This window comes from Sinorhizobium arboris LMG 14919 (genome assembly GCF_000427465.1).
Lineage (GTDB): Bacteria > Pseudomonadota > Alphaproteobacteria > Rhizobiales > Rhizobiaceae > Sinorhizobium > Sinorhizobium arboris.
Genome location: NZ_ATYB01000014.1, coordinates 465,445 through 482,090, shown reverse-complemented (window position 1 = coordinate 482,090; position 16,646 = coordinate 465,445). Strand labels below are relative to the sequence as shown.

Here is a 16,646-nt window from a genome sequence, read left to right as displayed (position 1 = left end):
CGCTATTTGACCACCTGCACAACGGTGCGGCTCTTCACGTCCGCGATAACGCGCCTCTCGTTGACGACTGCAAAACCATAGCGCTTGTCGGCGGGAACCGTATTGAGAAAGACGGTTTCAGGCACGGGCTTGCCGACGGATATCTGCTCCTGCAGGACGAGCGGCCGTTGCGGAAACGGCTGCAGCTCGACATATTCCGTCACCCCCGGCGGCGGCGGATCGACTGCGGCGCCGGCGTCCGATCCTGTGACGGTCACCGGAGCCGTATCGGCAGCTGCGCCGGCCTCGCTTGTGCTTTGCGCTTCGGCAGGAGCCGCGGTCAGGAAGACGGCAAGGCCCAGTGCAACGGAGCTCTTGACGAGAACAAGTGTCATGAGAGCTTCTCCAGCTACGAATCCCTTCCTATGAAAGAATCGCCTGCCGCAAGCTTTGTTCCGCCGTGTATCCGGTATCGGACCTTGGTCCTACACGGGAAGGTTAAAGGTCCTAGGACCGTTGCACGCAGCTTCCCGTGACGCATATCGCTCTGAAGCGACCACGGCGGCATCCTCGTCAGCCGCCAATGTCGTCTGAAGGTCCCGGAGCCAACGCGATTGTCCCTTCTAAACGCTCTGGGACCTTCATTTCCCTCCAGGCGCCGGACTGCCTAAGCGGAGATCCGGCTGGGCTTGCGGATCGCCCTCACCTTGCCGCTGTTTCCTCCTCCGCAGAAGAACCGGTCGCCGCCGTCGGATTCGAGGCCGGAAACGCCGATGCCGGGCGGCATTTCGAGCGTTTCGAGGACTTCTCCGGTGTCCGGATCCAAGCGCCTCACATCGCTCTCGTCGCCTTCCCATGTGCCATGCCAGAGCTCGCCGTCGACCCAAGTGACGCCGGTGACGACCCGGTTGGACTCGATCGTGCGAAGGATCCGCCCCGTGTCGGGGTCGACCTGGTGGATCTTCCGCCCCCGATAGTGGCCCACCCAGAGCGTTCCTTCGGCCCAGGCGAGGCCTGAATCGCCTCCGCCGGCGGGGGCCGGAATCGTCGCAAGCACGCGACCGGTCGCCGGATCGATCTTCTGGATGCGATCCTCGGCGATCTGAAACAGGTGCTGACCGTCGAAGGCCGTTCCCGCATGTGCGGCGACATCGATGGAGCGCACCGTCTCGCCGCTCGCCGGATCGAGAGCGTTGAGCCTGTCGCCGGAGGCAAACCAGATGTGGCGGCCGTCATAGGTGACGCCGTGCACCTGCTCGGTATGCGGAAAAGGTCCGTATTCCTGGAGAATTTCGGCTTTCGATCGTTTCATTTCTCATCCTCGTCGCTTGTTACCTTCCGCATCCTAGTCGCTCGGCAGCGGGCCCGGGAGTAACAAGACTGTCGGGAAGCCCGGCACGGGCGGGGTCATCCAACGAAGCGCCCGCCCGCGGCCGAAGGATTGCACCTTGCCGGCCGAGGCAAGCTGCTCGAGTGCCCGCTGCACGGTGCGCGGGCTCGCTCCGAGCGCGATCGCCAGCGCCGAACTCGACCACGATTCACCATCGGCGAGCAAGGCAAGCACCGCCGCATGCTGGTCTTCGACGGGCGGCGCCAGCACGACGATCTCACCGGCGCGGCGCGGCGAAAGCGCAAAACCCTGCTTCGTCGCCCGCACCTCCGCCAACGCCCGAAGCTCCGCCCGAAGGCGCCCGATTTCGACCCGCAGCCGCGCGCGGTGCGAATCGTCGGACTGTCTCGCGCGGAAGGCGCGCGCGAGGAGTGCAGTTCTCGGCACGTCTCCCGGCCAGGCTTCGCCGAGTGCGCGGGCAAGCGCGAACAGGACCGGACGTGTGGCGAGCGAGACGACGAGGCTTTCGTGCCGCACGACGTTGCGGCAGCCGTCCACCACGAGCGCTCCCGAAGCGAGCAGCGTTTCGACCTCCTCGATCAGGAGAGGGCGCTCCCCGCCGCTTCCGATCAGGCGCGCAACGGGCGTGTCCAGGACAAGCGATGCGCTTTCCACCTCGGCGGTCAGCGCCGGAATTTTGGCCTGGCGCGCAGCGCTCTCGGCCCCGGCAAGCGCAACGCGCGCGGCTTTCGCCTGCAGGCGTCGCATGCAGATGCCCGCAACGACCAGTTCGCGCGCCGCGCGCGTTGCGGGCGGGAGCGGCATGCTCGAGTCTGGCGCGAGCGCGCGCTCGGCCTCGTCGAGGCGGCCGATGAGAAGCAGGCGCCGGGCCTCGAGGTTGCGCGCATGTGCGGCATTCACGTGGTCGCCATGTGCTTCGAGCGTCGCCCTCGCCGCTTCGAGCGTTTTCGTGGGCCAGGCCAGGTCGCGCGAGACGAGAGCGATCTCGGCCTCCGCAACGACGCACCGCGCGCGTGCCACCGCCTGCCTTTGACCGAACGCATGCGCGGCGCTTCTGAGGAGGGTCTTTGCCCGGCCGAAGTCGCCGAGCTGCGCCATGGCGATGCCCCGAAGCGCCAGCGCATGCGCGTCGTCACGCAGAGCCACACGGTTGAGTACGCCGAGAAGATCGCCGGCCGCGAGGGCGCGTGCCGCGGCGGTGATCAGCGAGTCCATCGAAATCCCGTCACACTTGTCACTCTCACCATTCGACCTCCGGCTCGTAGTCTGGCGCATGACCACCGGGAGAACCGCCCCGTGGGAACACTGTACGACGATAGATAGCCAGAGGAGAAGAATGATGACGGCACATGCAACCGGAACACGGGAAGAATGGCTGGCAGCGCGGCTCGACCTGCTCGAGGCCGAAAAGAACCTGACGCGGCGAAGCGACGAGCTGGCGCGGTGGCGCCGGGAATTGCCTTGGGTACGGATCGACAAGTCGTACCGGTTCGAGACTGACGAGGGCGAGGCCTCGCTGCGAGACCTCTTCAAGGGGCGCTCGCAACTCCTCGTCTATCATTTCATGTTCGGGCCCGACTACACGGCCGGCTGCCCGTCCTGTTCTGCGATCGCCGATGGTTTCAACGGGATCGTCGCTCATCTCGAAAACCACGACGTCGCCTTCTCAGCGGTCTCGCGCGCGCCGCTTGCGAAGCTCAAGGCCTATAAGCAGCGGCTGGGATGGAGCTTCCCCTGGGCTTCTTCGGACGGCGGCGACTTCAACCGCGATTTCTGCGTCTGGTTCACCGAACAACAACAGCGCGAAGGCGGCATCGACTATAATTTCCGCCGTGAGCCGCCAATCCCCGAGCAACCGGCGTCCGAGCCGCTCGCGGGCAGGACAGTCCGGGAATGGGACCCAAGCGGCAGCGAGGGGCCGGTCGCACAGATCGCAGCCATGACGGGGACCGACGTCGCCACCTATACACGCGACAGGCCCGGTGTCAGCGCCTTCGCGCTCGAGGACGGCATCGTCTACCACACCTACTCCAGCTATGCGCGTGGACTGGATGGGCTATGGGGCATGTATCAGTGGCTCGACCGGGCCCCCAAGGGACGCAACGAGAACGGCATCTGGTGGCGCCGCCATGACGAATATGCCCAGGAGTGACCGGCCGATGCGGATCGCAACGGGTACCGCCGCGCGTGGCCTGGCCGACTGGCTGAGCCTCGCCGCCGCACCGACTTTCGCGCTCATGGCGCTGCTGGCTATTGGCGGCGGCGATGCGGATATCTGCTCGTCGATACAAAGTGTTCCGTTGCTCAACGGGATGGCCAGCATGTACTTGCTGATGTCCGTTTTTCACGTGGCGCCATGGCTGAAGCTGATCTCCGCAAAACGGGAAGCGCCCTCCAGGCGGGCACCCCCGCGGATCAGTCCGCCGACCTGAACTGCAGCGTGAACACGTTTCCTGCGATTTCGTCGGAGAGTTCCTTGGAAAACTCCAGCGGCATGCAGCCCTGCAGCGCCTCGGTGGCTGCGGTCACGAATGCCTGCCGCTGTTTCTCGTCGCCGTTCACCTGGATCGCAGTCGGCCGGGGCGGGCCCATCAGCGTACCGTCGCCGCGGAAGCCGAACCTCAGGGTTACGAAGGAATCCTTGAAACCTGCCGGCGGAGTCCAGCACCTGCTGAGCGCTGCTCCGAGGTCGTCCACCGTATAAAGCGGTTCGGCGTGGAGCCGCTCAGCCCCCGAAACGGCAAGGATCAGACCAGTGCAAGCCAGTCTCGCTATCTGCATCGTCTTCAGCCCTATCCAGAAAATGACGAAGCTAGCAGATTCGGAAAGGCCTGCAACAAGCCCGCATTCACCTCCTCGCGGCCGGGGCGACAGCCGGCGGGAACTTCGAGCAGCGCCCCGTCACGATGTGGGTTTCAGCGGTGCTTCATATTCAGCGCCGCATGGCTCGTCAGGCTGAGAAAGACGGCCAGGAACATGATTCCGAGGAGCTTGAAGCCCTCCTCCACAAAAACAAGTCCGGCGATGTGTTCCGAAACCGCGTCCACCAGGAAGGAAGCGCCGAGCGAGGCGACGGCGCTGGCAAGCAGGTTCCACTGAATGGCGCGGCGGATGAAGTATGCGTGATAACAGAGCGTCGCCAGCAGGAGCATATGGGGGACAAGGACAAGCGGCTCCGGGACCCCGGCCGTGGCAACCGCCTCGTGAAGCATCAGAAGATCGTCGATGCCCATCAGCCCTGAAAAGAGACCGCCGGCGAGAAGCGCACGGCGCAGATGCGGCGCATCGGAACCGGCGCCGGCCCAATGGGCCTGGAGTGCAGCGATCCCTCCCGTAAACCAGAGAATGACGCCCAGATTGGAGACCAGCCCGAAATAATTCGGCTGCCCGGCGATGGCGTTCGGGTCGCGGACGAGGTCGTAGTAATCGATGCCAAAAAGGCGATCGGCGATGACCATGGACGTCAACAGCACGATGCAGGAACAGATGACGAGGAGAAAATAATGGAAGTCGCCCTTTACTCGCCTCTCCCGTGTCAGGACTCTGGCCGTGGTGGTGCCTTCGACATCCATCTTGCTCCTCCGCAACAGATGCTCCAGCCACGCCGCCGCGGACGGTCTGCCGCCTTTGTGACAGTTTTATGACAAGCTGCGATGGGACCGCAGTCGCTGACTTCCCGCCAGGGTAGTCCTGCGACCGGGGCGAAGTCCCGAACACAACGGAACTTTGCAGGTTCCCGGACGTTTATCATCGCGTCGTGTGCCCACGGGGCGGCGAGGTCGCAATTTAACTTGCGGTGGTACGGAGCCCCCTTGGGTCGTGCCGATTTGGGGATATGCAAAGGCGATTGCAGGAGGGGTGACGGACAGAAAGGATGTACGCCATGAACCCGCACGAAGAATTGAGGGAGAAACCGCCGCTCGATCCTGCCACCGGTCAGCCGACGCCGCGGGATCCGGAAACGCCCGTGGTCAGATCGCGCCGCAGCACCTGGCCGTTGCTGGTCATCATTCTCGCCGGTCTGATACTCGCGCTGATCGCCTGGCTACCGGCAGAGCTGACCAGGGACGCCGAGAACGAGCCGGTCGCGCCGAGCCAGTCCGAGACGACTGCGCCCGATACGACACCTGGCCAACCCGCGCCGACCGATCAGGCGACGCCGCCCGCCGGAGGAACGACAGCCCCGGCAGCGCCTGAGACGCAGACGCCTGCAGCACCCGAGACGCAACCGCCGGCAGCTCCGGCCACGCCGGCTCAGCCGCAGACGACTCCGGCGCAGTAGTCCGACGAATGCCCTTTCGAGCGGGATGAAGGCGGCAGGCCGCCACATCCCGCTCTTCTTCGATTCATGCCCGGCCGGCCGATTTCGGCTACTGCATGTTTCCTTTAATCCAAATCGATTGAAGGGCGAAAACATGCAGCAGATCAAAGTGCTGCTGCGACCTTTGCGCGTCTGATAAGACGCGCGGCGCTGTAAAGGGGAGGAGGAAGGCGTGGGCGGTTATCCGCCCGCGTCCCGCATTGACCTATTTGAATCGATCACGTTCATGATTTTAGCTCGACGAGACCTGAAATCATCGTGACCTAGGGGGCCGAGTGTCCAAGCGGGTTCGTCTTTCATGAACGAAATCGTTGCCGATATCCTTGTCGATACACAAACACCCTATACGGTGATATTCGCACGCCTCTTCGGCGCCCTCCTGCTCGGCGCAGCGATTGGCGTCGAGCGGGAAAAGCGGCAGCGGCCGGCGGGCCTCAGGACCCATATTCTCGTCAGCCTCGCCTCCGCGATCTTCGCCGTGGTCGCCATCGAAAGCGTGCACATGAAAAGCCTTTCCGGCCCCGAGGTACGCATCGATCCCATTCGGGTCGTCGAGGCCGTAACGGCGGGCGTTGCCTTTCTTGCCGCCGGGATGATCGTGTTTTCCAAGGGTGAAGTGAAAGGGCTGACGACCGGCGCCGGCATGTGGCTTGCCGGAGCCGTCGGCCTCTCGGTCGGCTTCGGCTTTTGGCTGATCGCGGCCTTCGCCGCCGCAGCGAGTCTCGTCGTGCTCTTTGTCCTGGGACGGCTGGAGGTGGCACTGCAGTGGAAGGCACCGGACGAATTCTACCACGCGGACGCTGCGCCGCAGAAGAATGAAGATGCCGGAGACGGACCGGCTCCGGGATGATGCACGCGATCGTGAATCGGTGCTGCCGGGAGCGGCCCCGTCACCGCAGTTCGGAAATAGGGGTTGTTTCATACCCGCCCAAGGGCAGCGGACGGGTACCGAAGACCGGCGGACCTTCCTTCAGTCCGTGAATGACGGCCACGGCCTTGCGGGCTTCCTCCGGCGTCGCGAACAGCCGGCCCTCCAGGGACCAGACGCTGAACTTTACGGCCATGAACCGCAGCCGGCCGTTCTCGGGTATCAGCGCGCCGACGGCTTCGCCGGCAAACTCCACCGTCTGCTTGCTCATTGTGTTTGAAACTCCTCCCTCCGCCGGGCAAAGCCCGAGCGGGCCGTCCCTCGTGGTCAGCCGCAGGAGAAACACGCGAGGCGCCGGTTGGTTCCGGCGCCAGACGGAAAAAGCTACGCGAGGAAGCGCTCGGGCCGGTACGGCGCGATGTCGATCACCGGCCTCTCGCCCGTCATCGCCTCGGCCAGCGCCCGGCCGGTGACCGGGCCGAGCGTCATGCCGTGATGCGCGTGCCCGAAGGCGAACCAGAGACCCTCGTGCCGCGGAGCCTTGCCGATGATGGGCATCATGTCGGGCGTGCAGGGGCGCGCGCCCATCCAGGGCTCCTCGTCGCGCCGCTCGGCAAGCGGAAAGAATTCGCGAGCGACCCGCTCGGCCCGCGTCAGCTGAACCGGTGTTTTCGGCGCGTCGCGCAGCGCAAATTCTGCACCGGTCGTCAGCCGGACGCCGCGCAGCATCGGCGCCAGGAAATAACCCTTCTCCGCGTCGAGCACCCAATTATTGAGCTGAGCGCCTTCCCTGGTGCCGTAATGCATGTGGTAGCCGCGCTTCACTGCAAGCGGGAAATGGTAGCCAAGCTTGCGCGTGACCGTGTCGGCCCAGGGACCGAGCGCGACGACGACCTCCCGGGTCTGCAGCGGGCCGTCCGGTGTCGCGACACGCCAGCCCGCTCCTTCCAAAATATGCTCCAGCGTCGCCGCATCGCCGGAGACGAGCCGGCCGCCGAGCGACTGGAAGTACGTGAGATACGCCTTGTTCAGGCTGTGCGGATCGCGGATCGACCACGGATCGGTCCAGCGCAGACCGCCGGCGAGTTCGACCTGGATGGATGGTTCGATGGTTTTCAACTCGCTGGTCGAAAGCTTCTGGTGATTGACCCCGAATCCGGCCGAAAGCTGCTCGGCATCCTTAAAGGCCGCGTCCCGCTCCTTTTCGGTGCGGAAAACCTTCATCCAGCCGTCTTTGCGAATGAGGTCGCCAGCCCCGGATGCGTCGATCAGCTCCTGATGTTCCGCGATCGAATGCTCGATAAGCGGAGCATAAAGATGGGCGATCTTCTGGTGCTGGGTGAAGCCCGAGTGCCACCAGTAGCGCGCGAGGAACGGCACCAGGCTGGGCAGCGCACGGAAGTGATAGCTGGCATCTATCGTGTTGTTCAGGGCGTAGCGGAAAAGCGCGCCGAAATTGTGCGGAAAGCCGTAGGGAAAAACGCCCTCGCGCTGGATCAGACCGGCATTGCCGTAGGACGTCTCCTCCCCCGGACCACGCCGGTCCAGAAGCACCACCGACCTTCCCCGTCGAGCCAGGTGGATCGCACAGGAAATGCCAACAATGCCGGCACCGAGAACCACTACGTCCGTCTTCATGTGCAGATGCTCTCCTATCCGGTCAACCGCCTGCCGCGTCACCCTTCACGACGTCATTTTCCAAGGATTTCATGGGAGTGGCTGTCCTGACATCCGCGGCGGGTATTCGCATGAATAGCCAAGCGCATTCGCCGGGGCAAGGGAACAGAGCTTCACATCGCAACTGGAAAGGGGTGGAGACGAGAGCTCCACCCCTATCGATCGACAACGGTTCCGGCGGCAGGCGCCGCCCTGGAGATTCACGTTCGGCGGATGAGACCCGCAACGAGCGAAATGACGAGGAATATGAGGAACAGGAAGAACAGGACCTGCGCTATCCCCGCTGAAGCGCCGGCAATCCCGCCGAAGCCGAGCACGCCGGCGATGATCGCGACGATCAGAAACACGAGAGCGTAATAGAGCATCTGCTATCTCCTTGTCTGCGCTACCGAAATCGAAACGCGTGCCGGCGCGCCTTTGTTCCCGGATCAGCCCTCCGCCCCGGCGCGCGAAGATGTTCGGCCTTGTGGAAAGCATTGATTCACCAAGAAAACCGCAAATAGAACGAGATTATATTTCGCAGGCAGGCAGCAGGAACCTTCGAAAGCGCTTGGCGTTGTTCGCAATGAAAGAATTTCCTGGAAGACGATGAAGATGCCCTCGCGACATATATGGAAAACAGTAAACGAGGCCGGCCGCCACCGGGCGGATCTGCGCAACCGGAATCTGCATATCGGCAGGACGATGCGCGACCTTCAGCGGCACTCCGAGGAAAAGTACAACAAGCGGATCCAGGCTCTGCTCGATACTCTGGATCGGGTGGAACGCGACTCGCATAAATGACGGTCGCTACGCTCCCGTCCGGCAACAGGCATGCGCACCGGCGTCCTGCCGCGCGGAACAAAAGGCGTCAATCGGCGTTTTGGCGACAATAACAAGCGCCGCGGCGGCGGCATCCATGGGAGATGGAAATGCGAGCCTTAGCGGCGCCTGTCGTAACCACCCCTCCAGCGGGAAACGACGCTCAAAGGACTGTCGCAGCGGCTGCGCCATGCTCTCGCTGCGCATATTCGCCGAAGATTGTGCTCGGCATCTCCAGCAGTTTTGCAACAACCGTGAATAGGAACGCGTCATGAAGAAGCTACTCGTCGTCGCAAGCCTGATTCTTCCCTTGGCTGCCTGCACGCAAACGGAACGCGGTGCGGCAATCGGCGCTGCCTCCGGCGGTATCATCGGCGGTGCCATATCGAATGATGTCAGGGGAGCTGCGGTTGGCGCCGCTGTCGGCGGTGTCGCCGGCGCCCTTATCGGTCGTGCGAACGAGCCCGGCTATTGCGTCTATCGCGACCGCTACGGCCGCCGCTATACCGCGCGCTGCTGAGACGGATAGCCATATGAGCCGCGCTTCCGCCAGCGCGGCTCGTCTTATCAGCGGCTGATTGACGTGGGACGCCGCGGCGTCATTCGCGGGCCTGGCGCTTCGTCTTTTGTCCTTCGGCCTCGTCCAGACGGTGCAGGAGGTCCACAAAGTGCTGTGGCACAGGTTCTTGCTCCACCGCCCGATAGAGTGCCTTCAGCTTCGAAGCGATTTGACCGTGAGGTTGCGTGGCTCCGGCGCGGGCAGCTCCCGCCGGGGTGTCGCCTTTCTTTGAGGACTTCTTCATCTTCCCGTTCCGTGCGGGCCGCGGTTCCGCGGCGTTTCAGACGCGCAGTCACCGATGTGGCGCTTTCCGTCCCCGCAAGTTTCAGCCTTGTCCGGCCCCATCCAAAGTCGCGCGGCCGGTCGCGCTCGATTCTTTTGCCATGACTATTTCTCAAGGCTTTCCATTAACCGAAAGACGTGCTCAAAACGTTGACGTATCCTGCTGCGCGTCGTCGGCAAGACAGGACCATATGCACAATAGTTTAGGAAGGTCTAAATGCCACTTTCCACAAGGATTGCGCCCCACCTCCCTTATCTTCGGCGTTACGCGCGTGCCGTCACGGGCTCGCAAGCGGCCGGCGATGCCTATGTCGCTGCCGTGCTCGAAGCGCTGATCGACGATATAGGGCTTTTCCCAGCCGCGTCGAACGACCGCATCAGCCTTTACAAGCTGTTCTGTTCCCTGTTCGGAAAGGTCAAGATCGACCGTTCCCAGTTCGCCTCACCCTTCGCATGGGAGCAGAGAGCCGCGTCCAATCTCTCTCTCATCGCGCCTCCGCAACGGCAGGCGTTCCTGCTCGTCGCCCTCGAAGGTTTCTCGACCGGCGAGGCGGCAGAAATCATGGGGCTCGACCAGGGCGCATTCGGTAAGCTGCTAACCAACGCGTCGGAGGAAATTTCGCGCCAGATCGCAACCGACGTGATGATCATCGAGGATGAGCCTCTCATCGCGCTGGACATCGAGGACATGGTCACAAGCCTCGGTCACCGGGTCACCGGGATCGCGCGGACGCGCGGCGAAGCGCTTAACCTTTACAACAAGACGTTGCCGAAGATGGTGCTTGCGGATATCCAGCTGGCCGATGGCAGTTCAGGCATCGACGCGGTCAACGACATCCTGACGCGGGCGGCCGTCCCGGTCATCTTCATCACTGCCTTCCCCGAACGGCTGTTGACCGGCAAGAAACCCGAACCGGCCTTTCTGGTGACCAAACCGTTCAACCCGGAAACCGTAAAGGCGCTGATCAGCCAGGCCCTCTTCTTCGACGAGCATGCGCAAGCCGGAACGAGTTGACCGGACGGTTTCCGAACGGAAGCGCGTAGCTTCAAAAGGTAGCGCATTCCGGTGAAATACTGAAAGGCTCTGGTCTAAACTCCAGCTTGCCGACCGGTCAGCCCGGCAACTGGCGTTCCGGCGCCGGCAGGAGGACCTGTTCGAATATGATCATCGCGATCAGCGACAGCGGAAACGCGAGGATCGCGCCGACTGCGCCCCACATCCATGTCCAGAAGATGATCGCTACGAAAATCAGAAATGGATTGATGTCGAAGCGATGGCCGAGGACGGCGGGCACCAGCAGGTTTTCCATTGCCAGGTGAACGATGAAGAAGGCAGCCGCTGGCGCGATCGCCACGATGAGCGCATCATGGGTCATCAGCCCGCCCACGAGCAGCGACAATGTCATGAAGGTGACGCCGAGATAGGGAATGAAGCTCGAGACGAAGGCGAACAGCCCCCAGAGCGGCGGCATCGCCAATCCACCGACGAGCGCTACGACCATGGTCACGGCACCCAGCGCCAAGTAGATCAGGCTGGCAGTCGAGAAATAATGCGCAAGCGCATCCTCGAGGGCGTTCATGACCCGGATCGCGCTCAAGCGACCTTCGCGGCTGGGAAAAGCGAGGATGATCGTGCTGCGCAGCTGAACGCGCCCGAGCAGAAACAGCACGAGCGCGGCCAGGAAGATCAGGGTCTGCACCAAAGCGGGCGTCAGGCTGGCCGCCGCGCCCCCGATCAATGGTCCGGCATTCTTGACGATGACGTCGGCAAAAGCCTCTTCTCCGGTGCCGCGGGCAAGCGCTGCGTTGACCCATTCGAAGCGCTGCAGGTAAGGCAGTATCCGTTCCATGAGACCTTCGACCAGTCGCGGTGCCTCGCGCGCGACCTCGGTAATCGGCCAGAGAATGGCATTGACCAGGTATGAAAGGCCAAGCAGAAAGAGAAGCGCCAGCAAAAGGCCGCCGAACATGGGCGGAAGCCCGAACCGGGTCAGTTCATCGGCAGCGCGGCCGAGAACGATGCCGATGACGACGGCAAGCGTGATCGGCAAGAGGATCGCTTCCATCGTATAGACGACTGCCGCGCAGGCGATCACGAACAGACCGATGACGCTCCATGTGCTGGCAAGATCGATGCTGTCACGTGTTCGGGCGACGATCTCCGATGCCTCTGCCAGCGCGATTTCCCTCTCCGCTTCGCGCTTTCGTCGACGCTCGGCCGTCGTCCGCCCAGCTATGTCCATCGGCAACTACCTCTCAAACGCTCGTGCGGCAAACAGTTCGTTCGCGGATGCAGGACGAAGATGGCGCACTCCACCGCAGGACGCCCGCGTGCTCAATATTGCTGGAGCGGGAACAGGTAGCGCGCGGCGGAAAGCAGACCAAGCCCCCCGATGATGATCAGCAATGTGTAGCCCACGTCTTCCGGCGTCCGCGGGAAGAAACCCATACCAGGCACCAGCACGGCAAGCGCCGACGCGACGAGCCGTGGCACCCGGTAAAGCATGTCCTGTCCTCCATTGCGGAACGCACCGATAAACGCCGCAACTGCGAAAATCGTTCCTGCGCAACAGGCGGTGCGGACCCGCAGCAAAACGCCGCCGGCCCAGGGGCCGACGGCGGAGAAGGTGGAGCGTATATCCGCTTGCGTGAAACGGCTTAGAGAGCAGCCGTCACGATGACTTCGACGAGATATTCAGGGGTCGCCAGTTTCGCTTCGCCGGTCGCGCGGGCCGGGGCGTGGCCCTGTGGCACCCAGGCGTCCCAGACCGAGTTCATCTTGGCGAAATCCGCCATGTCCGCAAGCCAAACGGTCGCGGAAAGAATGCGCGTCTTGTCCGTGCCTGCGAGCGCCAGCAGACGATCCACCTCCGCCAGCGCCTGTTTCGTCTGGGTGACGACATCGTCGCCGGCATTGCCGACCTGGCCGGCGAGATAGACCGTGTTGTTGTAGACCACGGCCTGGCTCATCCGCGAGCCGCTTTCGAAACGCTTAATTTCCATAATCCTCATCCTGGTATTGAGCCGAACAGGAGTCTGCCGGCGAGAGCGGTTGCTGCCGCCGGTTCGGACGGTGGCAGGGAAGCTCTACACGACTGCGGCGAGAACGCCAACAAGCCGGCCGCCAACCGTCCGCTCCCAACACCGCTGCACGGCATTCGCGCGATATGCATTATCTGCTCAGGCGGCATTCTTCCGGGCGAGCCGGGCCTTGATGCTGGCGACGTCCGCCCGCGGCGTCGCCGCGAACAAGGTCTTGGTATAGTCGTGCTGCGGATCGGAGAATACCGCGTCCCGGCTGCCATACTCGACCGCTTCACCGTAATACATCACCATGACGTCGTCGGCGATATAGCGTACCACCGACAAATCGTGACTGATGAAGACATAGGTCAGCTTGAACTCGTCCTGCAGATCGGCGAGCAGGTTCAGAACCTGTGCCTGGACGGAAAGGTCGAGCGCCGAAACCGGCTCATCCAGAACAAGAAGCTTGGGATTGAGCATCAGGGCGCGGGCGATCGCGATGCGCTGCCGCTGGCCGCCGGAGAACATGTGCGGATAGCGGTTGTAATGCTTTTCCTCGAGCCCGACCTTCTTCAACATCGCCATGGCCCGGTCGCGGCGTTCGTCTGCCGGGACTTTGGTGTTGATGATGAGCGGTTCCGCGAGAATATCGCCGATCTTCTGGCGGGGGTTGAGAGAGCCGTAAGGGTTCTGAAAGATGATCTGAACCTTGCGGCGCATCTCCGCCGTCAGCCCCTCGCGGGCGATGTCGACCTTCCTGCCGTCGATCAACAGCTCTCCCGAGGTCGCAGGATCGATAAGCGTGATGATGCGCCCGAGCGTGGACTTGCCGCAGCCGCTTTCGCCGACGATCGCGAGCGTCTTGCCTTCATCGACCGTAAAGCTTACGCCCTTCAGCGCGTGAACGGTGCGCGCCTTGCGGAACAGGTTGCCGGGAATGTGATAGTCGCGCACCAGGTTGCGGGCTTCGAGAACATGGGTCATCGAGCAGCTCCCTCGAGCATCTGTTGCTCATTGAAAAGTTCGGAAATCGTCGGCAACCGATCCCCCGTCGCATTCTCCGGCAGGGCCGAGAGGAGCGCGCGGGTGTAATTGCTCTTCGGTGACTCGAACAACGAGAGGACATCTGCCTCTTCGATCTTGCGGCCTTTATACTGCACGATGACGCGATCCGCCGTCTCCGCCACGACGCCCATGTTATGGGTGATCATGATGAGGCCCATGCGGTACTCCTGCTGCAGCTTCATCAGGAGGTCGAGGATCTGTTTCTGGATCGTCACGTCAAGTGCGGTCGTCGGCTCGTCGGCGATGAGCAGTTTCGGATTGCAGGCAAGCGCGATGGCGATCATCACGCGCTGGCACTGTCCGCCAGACATCTGGTGCGGAAAGTGCCTGAGGCGCTCGGCCGGGTCGGGAATGCCGACCGCCTCGAAAAGTTCGATCGCGCGACTGCGCCGCGCGGCCCGATCGAGGCCCATATGGATGCGCAGCACTTCCTCGATCTGGAAACCGACCGTGAAGCATGGATTGAGGCTGGCGATGGGCTCCTGAAAGATCATCGCAATGTCCTTGCCGACGATCTTGCGACGGTCGGCGGCCGACATCTTCATGAGATCCCGTCCGTTGAAGGCGAGCTTGTCCGCGGTCACCTTGGCGGTCCAGGGCAGAAGGCCCATCGCCGCAAGCATGGAAACGGATTTGCCCGAGCCGGATTCCCCGACGATGGCCAGGACCTCGCCCTCATGCACCGTGAGAGAGACGCCGTCGACGGCCCGGAAGGGCCCGGATGCCGTCTGGAATTCGACGACGAGGTTTTCAATTTCGAGAAGCGCCATGTCAGGACCTCTTCAGCTTCGGGTCGAGAGCGTCGCGCAGGCCGTCGCCCATCAGATTGATTGCCAGAACGGTCGCGAGAATGGCGAGACCGGGCAGCGTGACGACCCACCAGGCGCGCAGGATGAATTCGCGCGCTTCCGCGAGCATCGTTCCCCATTCCGGCGTCGGCGGCTGCGCGCCCATGCCCAGGAAGCCGAGCGCCGCGGCATCGAGGATCGCGCTCGAAAAGGACAGCGTCGCCTGAACGATCAGCGGCGCCATGCAGTTCGGCAGGATCGTCCTGAACATCAGCCTTGCGTGCCCGGCTCCGGCGACCTTCGCCGCCACGACATAGTCGCGCGTCTTCTCCGTCATCACCGCCGCTCGCGTCAGGCGAACGAAATGCGGCTGGAAAACCAGCGCGATTGCGATCATCGCATTGGTGAGACCCGGCCCCAGCACCGCCACCAGGACGAGCGCCAACAGCAGCGACGGGAAGGCCAGGATGATGTCCATGATCCGCATGATGAACGTGTCGATCCATCCGCGGAAATAGCCGGCGATCACGCCGACCAGGATGCCGCCCGTCAGGGACAGTATGGTCACGATGACGCCGACGAAGAGCGAAAACCGTGTGCCGTAGATGAGACGGGAGAGCATGTCGCGGCCGACCGCGTCGGTGCCAAGCAGGAACGTCGCGCGGCCGCCTTCCTGCCAGACGGGCGGGAGCAGCACCGCCTCGCGGAACTGAATGGTCGGGTTATGGGGTGCCACGAGTGGAGCGAAAATGGCCAGCAGCACCAGGAACAGGAAGAAGAAGAGGCCGATGACGGCACCTCGATTCTCCGAGAAATAGTACCAGAATTCGGCAAGACGCGCCCGGCGCGTCGGATCGGTCGACATGGCGGTTGTTGCGGTGACTTCGGTCATATCGCCCTCCTCAGTGCCGGATGCGGGGGTTGATGAGGCCGTAGAGCAGATCCACGGCGAGGTTCACCAGCATGATGACCGCGGCTATGATCAGGAGTCCGCCCTGAATGACGGCATAGTCGCGCCGGAACACGGAATCGACCATCCACTTGCCGATGCCGGGCCAGGAGAAGATCGTCTCCGTCAGGATCGCGCCCGCCAGCATCACACCAATCTGCAGGCCGATGGTGGTGACGACGGGGATCATCGCGTTGCGGAGCGCATGAATGCCGACCACCCGGAAGGTGGAGAGCCCCTTGGCACGCGCGGTGCGCACATAGTCCTCGGAAAGCACCTCGAGCATCGCCGAGCGGGTCTGGCGCGCGATGACGGCGAGCGGAATGGTACCGAGAACGATCGTCGGCAGGATGAGGTGATTGAAGGCCGACTGGAACGCCCCCTCCTGCCCCGACAACAGCGAGTCGATCAGCATGAAGCCGGTGACGGACGGAAAGAAGAACATCAGCGATATGCGACCGGACACGGGCGTCCATTGCAGGATCCCGGAAACGACGATGATCAGCAGCAGGCCCCACCAGAAAATCGGCATTGAGAAGCCGACGAGCGCGGTGCCCATGATGATCTGGTCGAAAATGGACCCGCGCTTGACAGCCGCGACGACGCCAGCGGGGATGCCGATGACGACCGCGAAGATGATGGCGCAGACCGACAGCTCGACGGTTGCCGGGAAGAGCTCCAGGAACTGGTCGATGACGGGTTTCTTGGTGACGATCGACGTTCCGAAATCGCCCTGCAGAACGCCCCAGAGATAATCCAGGTACTGCATGACGATGGGGCGGTCGAAGCCCAATTGGCGGGAAATCTCGGCGTGCCGTTCCGGCGACATCACCCTTTCACCGGAAAGCAGCGCCACGGGATCGCCAGGAAGCAGGCGGATGAAGGAGAAGGCGATGATAGAGACCCCGATGAAAGTCGGAATCAGCACTGCCAAACGCCCCAGAAGGAATCGGAACATAGTCAAACCTCATGCCGAACGTGA

22 protein-coding genes are annotated in these 16,646 nt (G+C 62.9%); 6 read left to right on the top strand and 16 right to left on the bottom strand.

Features of this window, described 5'->3' with window-relative positions; translation table 11 throughout:
- Positions 1 to 2: 2 nt before the first annotated feature.
- From SINAR_RS0113385 to SINAR_RS0113375, 3 genes are all read right to left on the bottom strand, one after another.
- Entirely contained in the window at positions 3 to 374 is a 372-nt protein-coding gene (locus SINAR_RS0113385) for a DUF1236 domain-containing protein (RefSeq protein WP_027999565.1), read from the bottom strand.
- 272 nt (positions 375 to 646) lie between these two features.
- Entirely contained in the window at positions 647 to 1,291 is a 645-nt protein-coding gene (locus SINAR_RS0113380; RefSeq protein ID WP_027999564.1) for a Vgb family protein, read from the bottom strand.
- Between the two features lie 33 nt (positions 1,292 to 1,324).
- Positions 1,325 to 2,545 (bottom strand): hypothetical protein, encoded by a 1,221-nt coding sequence (locus SINAR_RS0113375; RefSeq protein ID WP_027999563.1) that lies wholly within the window; start codon positions 2,543 to 2,545, stop codon positions 1,325 to 1,327.
- 124 nt (positions 2,546 to 2,669) lie between these two features.
- Here SINAR_RS0113375 and SINAR_RS0113370 point away from each other — a divergent pair, with 124 nt between their 5' ends.
- Together SINAR_RS0113370 and SINAR_RS0113365 are read left to right on the top strand one after the other, a co-directional pair.
- Positions 2,670 to 3,482 carry a DUF899 domain-containing protein gene (locus SINAR_RS0113370; protein ID WP_027999562.1) on the top strand — a complete coding sequence of 271 codons (813 nt, stop codon included), beginning with the start codon at positions 2,670 to 2,672 and terminating at the stop codon, positions 3,480 to 3,482.
- Positions 3,483 to 3,489: 7 nt separating this feature from the next.
- Complete coding sequence (locus SINAR_RS0113365; protein WP_027999561.1) at positions 3,490 to 3,762, top strand: hypothetical protein; 273 nt, start codon at positions 3,490 to 3,492, stop codon at positions 3,760 to 3,762.
- Here the strand turns inward: SINAR_RS0113365 and SINAR_RS0113360 are convergent.
- Together SINAR_RS0113360 and SINAR_RS0113355 are read right to left on the bottom strand one after the other, a co-directional pair.
- On the bottom strand, positions 3,746 to 4,111 hold the full coding sequence (locus tag SINAR_RS0113360; protein WP_027999560.1) for a UCP034077 family protein: 366 nt from the start codon (positions 4,109 to 4,111) through the stop codon (positions 3,746 to 3,748). The genes SINAR_RS0113365 and SINAR_RS0113360 overlap by 17 nt on opposite strands.
- 134 nt (positions 4,112 to 4,245) lie before the next feature.
- Positions 4,246 to 4,902, bottom strand: coding sequence for a DUF8692 domain-containing protein (locus tag SINAR_RS0113355; protein WP_027999559.1), 657 nt, complete (start codon positions 4,900 to 4,902; stop codon positions 4,246 to 4,248).
- 302 nt (positions 4,903 to 5,204) lie between these two features.
- Between SINAR_RS0113355 and SINAR_RS0113350 the strand changes: the two genes are divergently transcribed.
- Positions 5,205 to 5,612, top strand: coding sequence for a hypothetical protein (locus tag SINAR_RS0113350; protein WP_027999558.1), 408 nt, complete (start codon positions 5,205 to 5,207; stop codon positions 5,610 to 5,612).
- 337 nt (positions 5,613 to 5,949) lie between these two features.
- On the top strand, positions 5,950 to 6,501 hold the full coding sequence (locus tag SINAR_RS0113345; RefSeq protein WP_027999557.1) for an MgtC/SapB family protein: 552 nt from the start codon (positions 5,950 to 5,952) through the stop codon (positions 6,499 to 6,501).
- Positions 6,502 to 6,541: 40 nt separating this feature from the next.
- Here SINAR_RS0113345 and SINAR_RS0113340 read toward each other — a convergent pair whose 3' ends face one another.
- The 3 genes from SINAR_RS0113340 to SINAR_RS1000000135335 all read right to left on the bottom strand — a co-directional run bounded on the left by SINAR_RS0113340 (position 6,542) and on the right by SINAR_RS1000000135335 (position 8,561).
- Entirely contained in the window at positions 6,542 to 6,790 is a 249-nt protein-coding gene (locus SINAR_RS0113340) for a hypothetical protein (RefSeq protein ID WP_027999556.1), read from the bottom strand.
- Between the two features lie 113 nt (positions 6,791 to 6,903).
- A complete protein-coding gene (locus SINAR_RS0113335; RefSeq protein ID WP_027999555.1) occupies positions 6,904 to 8,157 on the bottom strand; it encodes an NAD(P)/FAD-dependent oxidoreductase in 1,254 nt (417 codons plus the stop codon).
- Between the two features lie 239 nt (positions 8,158 to 8,396).
- A complete protein-coding gene (locus SINAR_RS1000000135335) occupies positions 8,397 to 8,561 on the bottom strand; it encodes a DUF1328 domain-containing protein (protein ID WP_003527150.1) in 165 nt (54 codons plus the stop codon).
- Positions 8,562 to 9,268: 707 nt separating this feature from the next.
- Here SINAR_RS1000000135335 and SINAR_RS0113320 point away from each other — a divergent pair.
- Positions 9,269 to 9,517, top strand: coding sequence for a YMGG-like glycine zipper-containing protein (locus SINAR_RS0113320; RefSeq protein WP_003527142.1), 249 nt, complete (start codon positions 9,269 to 9,271; stop codon positions 9,515 to 9,517).
- Between the two features lie 79 nt (positions 9,518 to 9,596).
- Here the strand turns inward: SINAR_RS0113320 and SINAR_RS0113315 are convergent, their stop codons facing one another.
- Complete coding sequence (locus SINAR_RS0113315; protein WP_027999553.1) at positions 9,597 to 9,800, bottom strand: NepR family anti-sigma factor; 204 nt, start codon at positions 9,798 to 9,800, stop codon at positions 9,597 to 9,599.
- A gap of 255 nt (positions 9,801 to 10,055) precedes the next feature.
- On the opposite strand from SINAR_RS0113315, the gene rsiB2 reads away from it, so the two are divergent.
- A complete protein-coding gene (rsiB2, locus tag SINAR_RS0113310; protein ID WP_027999552.1) occupies positions 10,056 to 10,853 on the top strand; it encodes a PhyR-type response regulator RsiB2 in 798 nt (265 codons plus the stop codon).
- A 97-nt stretch (positions 10,854 to 10,950) separates the two neighbouring features.
- On the opposite strand, the gene SINAR_RS0113305 is transcribed toward rsiB2, so the two are convergent.
- The 7 genes from SINAR_RS0113305 to SINAR_RS0113275 form a co-directional block, all read right to left on the bottom strand.
- Entirely contained in the window at positions 10,951 to 12,081 is a 1,131-nt protein-coding gene (locus SINAR_RS0113305; RefSeq protein WP_027999551.1) for an AI-2E family transporter, read from the bottom strand.
- Between the two features lie 92 nt (positions 12,082 to 12,173).
- On the bottom strand, positions 12,174 to 12,344 hold the full coding sequence (locus SINAR_RS1000000135330; protein WP_084617394.1) for a hypothetical protein: 171 nt from the start codon (positions 12,342 to 12,344) through the stop codon (positions 12,174 to 12,176).
- Positions 12,345 to 12,496: 152 nt separating this feature from the next.
- A complete protein-coding gene (locus tag SINAR_RS0113295; RefSeq protein ID WP_018094286.1) occupies positions 12,497 to 12,841 on the bottom strand; it encodes a RidA family protein in 345 nt (114 codons plus the stop codon).
- A 177-nt stretch (positions 12,842 to 13,018) separates the two neighbouring features.
- Positions 13,019 to 13,846: an ABC transporter ATP-binding protein gene (locus SINAR_RS0113290; protein WP_027999550.1), complete on the bottom strand. Its 828-nt coding sequence runs from the start codon at positions 13,844 to 13,846 to the stop codon at positions 13,019 to 13,021.
- Complete coding sequence (locus SINAR_RS01000000133520) at positions 13,843 to 14,697, bottom strand: ABC transporter ATP-binding protein (RefSeq protein WP_084617392.1); 855 nt, start codon at positions 14,695 to 14,697, stop codon at positions 13,843 to 13,845. Before SINAR_RS01000000133520 ends, SINAR_RS0113290 begins: the two co-directional genes overlap by 4 nt.
- A 1-nt stretch (position 14,698) precedes the next feature.
- Positions 14,699 to 15,607, bottom strand: a complete 909-nt coding sequence (locus SINAR_RS0113280; RefSeq protein WP_027999549.1) for an ABC transporter permease subunit — start codon at positions 15,605 to 15,607, stop codon at positions 14,699 to 14,701.
- Positions 15,608 to 15,617: 10 nt separating this feature from the next.
- The gene (locus SINAR_RS0113275; RefSeq protein ID WP_027999548.1) at positions 15,618 to 16,622 is read right to left on the bottom strand and encodes an ABC transporter permease subunit; all 1,005 of its coding nucleotides are present in this window, start codon (positions 16,620 to 16,622) and stop codon (positions 15,618 to 15,620) included.
- Between the last annotated feature and the right edge of the window lie 24 nt (positions 16,623 to 16,646).

Bases quoted from the DNA above. Each gene is read 5' to 3' on its own strand.
- SINAR_RS0113290 (WP_027999550.1), bottom strand. From the start codon at position 13,846: ATGACCCATGTTCTCGAAGCCCGCAACCTGGTGCGCGACTATCACATT.
- SINAR_RS0113280 (WP_027999549.1), bottom strand. From the start codon at position 15,607: ATGACCGAAGTCACCGCAACAACCGCCATGTCGACCGATCCGACGCGC.
- SINAR_RS0113350 (WP_027999558.1), top strand. From the start codon at position 5,205: ATGTACGCCATGAACCCGCACGAAGAATTGAGGGAGAAACCGCCGCTC.
- SINAR_RS01000000133520 (WP_084617392.1), bottom strand. From the start codon at position 14,697: ATGGCGCTTCTCGAAATTGAAAACCTCGTCGTCGAATTCCAGACGGCA.
- SINAR_RS0113320 (WP_003527142.1), top strand. From the start codon at position 9,269: ATGAAGAAGCTACTCGTCGTCGCAAGCCTGATTCTTCCCTTGGCTGCC.
- SINAR_RS0113275 (WP_027999548.1), bottom strand. From the start codon at position 16,622: ATGTTCCGATTCCTTCTGGGGCGTTTGGCAGTGCTGATTCCGACTTTC.
- SINAR_RS0113375 (WP_027999563.1), bottom strand. From the start codon at position 2,545: ATGGACTCGCTGATCACCGCCGCGGCACGCGCCCTCGCGGCCGGCGAT.
- SINAR_RS0113305 (WP_027999551.1), bottom strand. From the start codon at position 12,081: ATGGACATAGCTGGGCGGACGACGGCCGAGCGTCGACGAAAGCGCGAA.
- rsiB2 (WP_027999552.1), top strand. From the start codon at position 10,056: ATGCCACTTTCCACAAGGATTGCGCCCCACCTCCCTTATCTTCGGCGT.
- SINAR_RS0113370 (WP_027999562.1), top strand. From the start codon at position 2,670: ATGACGGCACATGCAACCGGAACACGGGAAGAATGGCTGGCAGCGCGG.
- SINAR_RS0113365 (WP_027999561.1), top strand. From the start codon at position 3,490: ATGCGGATCGCAACGGGTACCGCCGCGCGTGGCCTGGCCGACTGGCTG.
- SINAR_RS0113360 (WP_027999560.1), bottom strand. From the start codon at position 4,111: ATGCAGATAGCGAGACTGGCTTGCACTGGTCTGATCCTTGCCGTTTCG.
- SINAR_RS0113295 (WP_018094286.1), bottom strand. From the start codon at position 12,841: ATGGAAATTAAGCGTTTCGAAAGCGGCTCGCGGATGAGCCAGGCCGTG.
- SINAR_RS0113340 (WP_027999556.1), bottom strand. From the start codon at position 6,790: ATGAGCAAGCAGACGGTGGAGTTTGCCGGCGAAGCCGTCGGCGCGCTG.
- SINAR_RS1000000135330 (WP_084617394.1), bottom strand. From the start codon at position 12,344: ATGCTTTACCGGGTGCCACGGCTCGTCGCGTCGGCGCTTGCCGTGCTG.
- SINAR_RS1000000135335 (WP_003527150.1), bottom strand. From the start codon at position 8,561: ATGCTCTATTACGCTCTCGTGTTTCTGATCGTCGCGATCATCGCCGGC.
- SINAR_RS0113315 (WP_027999553.1), bottom strand. From the start codon at position 9,800: ATGAAGAAGTCCTCAAAGAAAGGCGACACCCCGGCGGGAGCTGCCCGC.
- SINAR_RS0113355 (WP_027999559.1), bottom strand. From the start codon at position 4,902: ATGGATGTCGAAGGCACCACCACGGCCAGAGTCCTGACACGGGAGAGG.
- SINAR_RS0113380 (WP_027999564.1), bottom strand. From the start codon at position 1,291: ATGAAACGATCGAAAGCCGAAATTCTCCAGGAATACGGACCTTTTCCG.
- SINAR_RS0113345 (WP_027999557.1), top strand. From the start codon at position 5,950: ATGAACGAAATCGTTGCCGATATCCTTGTCGATACACAAACACCCTAT.
- SINAR_RS0113385 (WP_027999565.1), bottom strand. From the start codon at position 374: ATGACACTTGTTCTCGTCAAGAGCTCCGTTGCACTGGGCCTTGCCGTC.
- SINAR_RS0113335 (WP_027999555.1), bottom strand. From the start codon at position 8,157: ATGAAGACGGACGTAGTGGTTCTCGGTGCCGGCATTGTTGGCATTTCC.